The 4,955-nt window shown below is 66.7% G+C and carries 8 protein-coding genes; 6 read left to right on the top strand and 2 right to left on the bottom strand.

All coding sequences use genetic code 11. The annotated features are described in order from the left end of the window. The first annotated feature begins 14 nt into the window (after nucleotides 1-14). Both FFT21_RS30855 and FFT21_RS27975 read left to right on the top strand, forming a co-directional pair. Nucleotides 15-173: an alpha/beta hydrolase gene (locus tag FFT21_RS30855; RefSeq protein WP_225978836.1), complete on the top strand. Its 159-nt coding sequence runs from the start codon at nucleotides 15-17 to the stop codon at nucleotides 171-173. Beyond that, nucleotides 170-718: a hypothetical protein gene (locus tag FFT21_RS27975; RefSeq protein WP_137816904.1), complete on the top strand. Its 549-nt coding sequence runs from the start codon at nucleotides 170-172 to the stop codon at nucleotides 716-718. The genes FFT21_RS30855 and FFT21_RS27975 overlap by 4 nt, the downstream gene beginning before the upstream one ends. 80 nt (nucleotides 719-798) lie before the next feature. Here FFT21_RS27975 and FFT21_RS27980 read toward each other — a convergent pair whose 3' ends face one another. Next, on the bottom strand, nucleotides 799-1,122 hold the full coding sequence (locus tag FFT21_RS27980) for a hypothetical protein (protein WP_137816905.1): 324 nt from the start codon (nucleotides 1,120-1,122) through the stop codon (nucleotides 799-801). Between the two features lie 490 nt (nucleotides 1,123-1,612). Further along, on the bottom strand, nucleotides 1,613-2,014 hold the full coding sequence (locus FFT21_RS27985) for a hypothetical protein (protein WP_137816906.1): 402 nt from the start codon (nucleotides 2,012-2,014) through the stop codon (nucleotides 1,613-1,615). Nucleotides 2,015-2,148: 134 nt separating this feature from the next. Between FFT21_RS27985 and FFT21_RS27990 the strand changes: the two genes are divergently transcribed. From FFT21_RS27990 to FFT21_RS28005, 4 genes are all read left to right on the top strand, one after another. After that, nucleotides 2,149-3,003, top strand: coding sequence for a helix-turn-helix domain-containing protein (locus FFT21_RS27990; protein ID WP_137816907.1), 855 nt, complete (start codon nucleotides 2,149-2,151; stop codon nucleotides 3,001-3,003). Then, nucleotides 3,000-3,173, top strand: coding sequence for a DUF397 domain-containing protein (locus FFT21_RS27995; RefSeq protein WP_137816908.1), 174 nt, complete (start codon nucleotides 3,000-3,002; stop codon nucleotides 3,171-3,173). The genes FFT21_RS27990 and FFT21_RS27995 overlap by 4 nt, the downstream gene beginning before the upstream one ends. A 184-nt stretch (nucleotides 3,174-3,357) precedes the next feature. Further along, nucleotides 3,358-3,648 (top strand): WXG100 family type VII secretion target, encoded by a 291-nt coding sequence (locus FFT21_RS28000; RefSeq protein ID WP_137816909.1) that lies wholly within the window; start codon nucleotides 3,358-3,360, stop codon nucleotides 3,646-3,648. A 2-nt stretch (nucleotides 3,649-3,650) separates the two neighbouring features. Next, nucleotides 3,651-4,844: a hypothetical protein gene (locus FFT21_RS28005; RefSeq protein WP_137816910.1), complete on the top strand. Its 1,194-nt coding sequence runs from the start codon at nucleotides 3,651-3,653 to the stop codon at nucleotides 4,842-4,844. Nucleotides 4,845-4,955 lie beyond the last annotated feature (111 nt).

A 4,955-nucleotide genomic window follows, 5' to 3' on the forward strand; every position in this document is an offset into this window, starting at 1 on the left:
ACCCGCACCTGACGCTGGAGCGCGGGTATGCGCTGGCCGAGGCGTGGGGAGGCAGCATCGAGGTCGTACCAGGCGGCGGGCACCTCGCCAGTGACGACGGCTTCGGGCAATGGGACCACATCGCGACGGTGATCGAGCGGATTGCCGGACGCATTCTGGAGATCAGGACTTGAACGACGTGCGCATGAACCACGACGAAGCAACGGCTCTGACGCTGGAGCGCCTCCTTGCCGTCGATTGGAGTGGCGACACAGCGTTCGACCACCGCGGGTCACGAGTCGCGCTGATGCGGGAGTACCTGCGCCGCGCGGCGTGTTGGGCACAGCAACTCGACGCGACGGACGAATGGCCGTTCTTCGACGTCGCCGCGCATGTCGATCCCACCGCTCGCGCCCATCCGACGCTGGTCGAGCGGCTGGAGAAGTTCATGTCGGCCAACATCGGATGGCCTGCGGTGCGGAAGACGTGCCTCGCCGCACTGCACTGGTCCACCCTCCGCGACTCCGCCGCCGTACGACTGGCCGGCTTGGAGGGCCCGTTCGAGCCGTTGATCGTGATGTACGAGCGAGGCGGCGGGTTCACCACCGAGCACGGGTTCATCGAGGTCGGGCTCGCATCGGTCCGGCTGAAGACCTGGGAAGAGCACAGTTCGCCTGAGCCCGTCGTCTCGCTCGAAGCATCGGTACTGAACGCCCTTGATGACCGCGAGCGCGGTTAGAGCCATGAGCCGGTACGTGGTTGCCGGGTTCGTTGCCGTGGGCTGGTCGGATGCCGACCAGCCAACTCACGACCGCAGGATCACCAGGGGGAGCGCAGCCCGGCCCGGCGGGCCAGCGTGATCAGCTGGTCGGGGTCTAGTCGGTAGACGTCGGCGGGGTCGGCGCAATCGAGGGCACGGACGCTCGTCTCGAACCAACGCGGGTGTCCGTTGTGGACGATCAGCAGCGCGGTACTGGTGGGAGCGGGGACGAGGACGGTGTCGTGCGGGTCGGCGCCGTAGGCGTAGAGGTGGCCCGGCCAGTCCTCGGCCGTGGTGCCGTCGAGCCGCCGGGCGATCAGCGCGCACACGTCGGCGGCGGTGGGGCCAGGGACATCGGATGCGGACCGGACGTGGTTGCTCATGGGGATGCTGGCTCCGTTCTTGTCGGCCGCCAACGGCTGTTGACGGCGGCGCGGGTTCGGGGTTGTCGGCCACGGGGGCGGGTGGGCGATGACGGTGGCGCGCATGGACCTCCCGGCCGCCGGGGAATCGCCGGTCGAGGAGGCGGACGGCCGGGAGGTTCCTGTGGAACATGCGTTGCCATGGGAGCGCGTCAGCTTTCGATAGGGATCACCTGCCTTTCGCCTGTCCGAAGGCGTCTCGACCCCTCACGACACGTGTCGCAGAGCCGCGAGGGGGAGCCCAGGTTGCTCCTCCCCTGACTGGACCCTCGGGAGGTAGCCGGTCGGGCAGTCGTCCACCGTCCACCGGACCTGCTCAAATGGCGCGTCGGGGTCGGTGGCTGGCCACGCCAGCCGGGTCGGGAGTCCTTCGGCCGCGATGCGCCGGATCAGCTCGGGGACGGTGACGCCCCACTGGTTACCCGGTCGGTACACGTGTCGGCCTGCCACGTCACGACTCCCGGTCCGGGAGCGAGACGAGGATCGGGATGACCTTCTCCGGTCGCCCCTCGATGTTGAGCATGAACTCACCGGCCCGTTCACCGACCAGCCATGCCCTCGCGACCACCACGCGCTCGTGCGAGATGATCCGCACCACGTCCAGGTGACTGCCCTCGACGATGCGGACTCCCTGAATGGCCGTGACCTCGCCGGATCGGCCACGCTTGTGGCGGAACACCCACCCGCTATCCGCCCGCTCGCACAGCGCCAGCAACGGCTCCAGCACCGGGTACTCCGCCACCGCCGCATACGGGTCGATGGGATAACCCGCCTGCGACGGCGACGCGGCCACGACAACTTCGGTGTTGTGTGTCGGTATCCGCTCTGGCACGATGCCGTAAGCCCGTGGCATGGCGCTCCCTCTCATCGGCCGCTTGCGGCGACTACGTCTCTGTCGCTTAGCGACGATGGGGGTCTACGCAAGCGTAACCCAAATACCCCTATCGAGTGAACTGTTGCCGCCAATCACACGTTAGGATGGGTTTCATGGGCGCAAACCACCGCTCTCCCCGCGCGAGAGCGTTGTGCGCTGCCTTACGAGAGGCACGGATCGCCAGCGGGATCAGCCAACGCGAATTAGGGCGACTGCTGTCCATCACGTACACGAACATCTCATTGTGGGAGAACGGGCACCGCGTACCGTCCATCGAGACCGTGGCGATGATCCTGGCGGCTCTCCGCACGTCGCCGGACGAGCGCCAGCGAATTCTCGACCTCGCTCGAAACGCGAGCGAGCGCAACTGGCTGACGTCCGGATTGGCGGGCGTCCCGCAGCAGCTCGCCGGCAGCACCGAATGCGAGCGCGCGGCATCGAGGATCACGGAATGGTCGCCGGCCATCGTTCCCGGCCTGCTACAGACTCCCGACTACACCCGGGCCATCATGACCGCCGGCGGGCGGATCGCCCCGGACGATGTCGAGCTACGGATCATGGTTCGCGCCGGCCGCCGCGAGGTCATCACCCGCGTCGAACCCGTCGAATACCTCGCCCTGATCGGCGAGAACGCGCTCTACGAGCCGATCGGGTCGCCCACCGCCCGAGTGCACCAACTGCGCCACCTCGCCGACATGGCCGAGCGCCCGAACATCGTGGTGCAGATCGTGCCGGCACGCATCGGCTGGCATCCCGGACTGGCCGGACCGTTCATCCTGTACGACTTTCCCGACGCGTCGCCGGTTGTGTATTTCGAGCACCACAGTTCCGGGGCGTTCGTGCCCGACGCACACAACGTGTCCGAATACCGGAAGGCGATCGAATGGATCCGCGAGATAGCAAGAGACCCCGATGAGTCACTGGCGCTCGTCAACCGGGCGGCAGAAGAAGTGGAGGCGGCGACATGACAATACCTCGTTGGCGGAAGTCCAGTCGTTCTCATCAGAACGGTGCCTGCGTCGAACTGTCCAACACCCTGGACGAAATCCGAGACTCCAAGAACCCTACCGGACCGACACTCCGGGCCGACGCGGCCGCGCTGGTGACCGCCATCAAGGCGGGCCGCTTCGACCGCTGAACTGGGCTCCGCCAGGACCCCCGGCCAGTATCGGGGGTCCTGGCGTGGTCGCAGGTCATCCTTACCGACCCCTTCGCGTGAGCCAGGCAACGGGAGGAAGTTCCGCGAAGGTTCCCCCAGGCGTCCGCCGGTCCACTACACTCCCTGCGACGCAGGGTAGGCAGTTTCCTACGGGGGGGTCCGTGTGGAACAATTAGTGGTTGATTTTGCGGCGCTGGAAGAGGCGACCGACTCGCTCACCAACCATATCGATGCAACTGAGGAAAAGCTCAATCGGGTAGAACAGATAGTCATCGACCTGGAGTCAAGCTGGGAAGGCGCTGCTCACGAGGGTTTCCGCGCAACGGTTGCCGAATGGTCCTCAGCCGCCCGTGATCTCCACACTCAATTACGCCGAATTCGTGACTTCGTCGTCACGGCACATGGCAACCACGCCAGCGCGGTACACACCAACATCGGCATCTGGCGGGTGTAACCATGGGCCGCGGACCTGACGGAGGGCCGGTCATTCCCGTCAAGATCGCGCCCTCGGACTTCCACCTCGTCGCCCAGGCATTCGTTGACGCACAGAACGACCTCGAGCGCATCCGCGCGGACCTGCTCAACGGACTGGACGCGGCCAACGGCGCGGCCGGCGCGTGCGATGGGGCGCAGCAGTACCAGAGCGGCTGGGCCGCCGCCATGGACAGCATCGTCAACGACGGGTTCCACACCGCCTCCGACCTGCTCGGCGCCATCGGCAAGGGCATCGACGTCTCCGCCCTCAACCACTGGACGGCCGACCAGGACAGCGTGCCCGGCCAAACCGGTAGCCCGCCACCGTGGACACCCGTGGCGCCGAATCCGTGGCCGTCCAACACCGACTTCGCGATCCTCACCGGCGACGCACCCTGGTGGCTACCGGGCTTCCTGCAGAAATACGTTCCCACGGCGGATACCGGCCGCATCGACGCTGCCGCGGATGCCTGCCGCAAGGCGGCCGCCGCGATCCGCGACCTCGCGACCCGGCTGCACGGCCGACTGCAAGGACTCGTCAGCAACAACAGCTCGGCCGACGTCGCCGAGCTTGAGCAGTTCTGGCAGCAGGCCGCAGGACCGCAGTCCATCCTCACCGGGTTACCCCAAGCGCTCGACGACATCGGCAACAGTCTCATCGGCTTTCGCGTCTGGAACGACGACACCCAAGAGGTGATCAAGGAAAAGATCAAGGCAGTGATCGACGGCCTCGGCGCCGCCGGAGCCGTTCTCGCCGTCGCCAGCCTGCTCACCGACGGCGCGCTCGACGCCATCATCGCCGGTGTCATCGAAGCGCTCGAAGCGTTCGGCATCGACGCCGAAGGCGCCCTGGTCGCACCCATCGCCGAGGTCGTCGCCACCGCCGAAGCCGGCCTGCTTGCCGCCGGTGGGGCCGTCGCGGTCGCCAAGGGCGTCCAGCCCGCCATGCAGGCCGCGATCAGCGGTACGCCCAAGCCCAACGTCGAAGGCGTCGACGCCACCAAGATCAGCGACGACCTTGGCGCCCCAACGAAGCCCACACGCGCCCCGGATCCCAACGCCACACCGCGCGGCGTCCCGGAAGGCGTGAAACCCAACGACAATGCAGCCAAAAAGCTCGCCATTCAGCGCGAGAACGAGTCCGCAAGCATCCTCGCCAGAGCTCAATACCGCTAAGTTAGACGTCGTGGTGGTATTGTTGACGTGTGGCTCGCGCTGGTCAGATAAAGAATCCGGGTGACGGTCGGTCGACTGTCCGGTTGACCGACCGGATTTCGCTGGGTGTGT

Source organism: Gandjariella thermophila, from assembly GCF_005405885.1.
Taxonomy (GTDB): Bacteria; Actinomycetota; Actinomycetes; order Mycobacteriales; family Pseudonocardiaceae; genus Gandjariella; species Gandjariella thermophila.

Excerpts from the sequence above, each read along its gene's own strand:
- FFT21_RS27990 (WP_137816907.1), top strand. The coding sequence starts at position 2,149 with ATGGGCGCAAACCACCGCTCTCCCCGCGCGAGAGCGTTGTGCGCTGCC.
- FFT21_RS28005 (WP_137816910.1), top strand. The coding sequence starts at position 3,651 with ATGGGCCGCGGACCTGACGGAGGGCCGGTCATTCCCGTCAAGATCGCG.
- FFT21_RS27995 (WP_137816908.1), top strand. The coding sequence starts at position 3,000 with ATGACAATACCTCGTTGGCGGAAGTCCAGTCGTTCTCATCAGAACGGT.
- FFT21_RS27980 (WP_137816905.1), bottom strand. The coding sequence starts at position 1,122 with ATGAGCAACCACGTCCGGTCCGCATCCGATGTCCCTGGCCCCACCGCC.
- FFT21_RS27985 (WP_137816906.1), bottom strand. The coding sequence starts at position 2,014 with ATGCCACGGGCTTACGGCATCGTGCCAGAGCGGATACCGACACACAAC.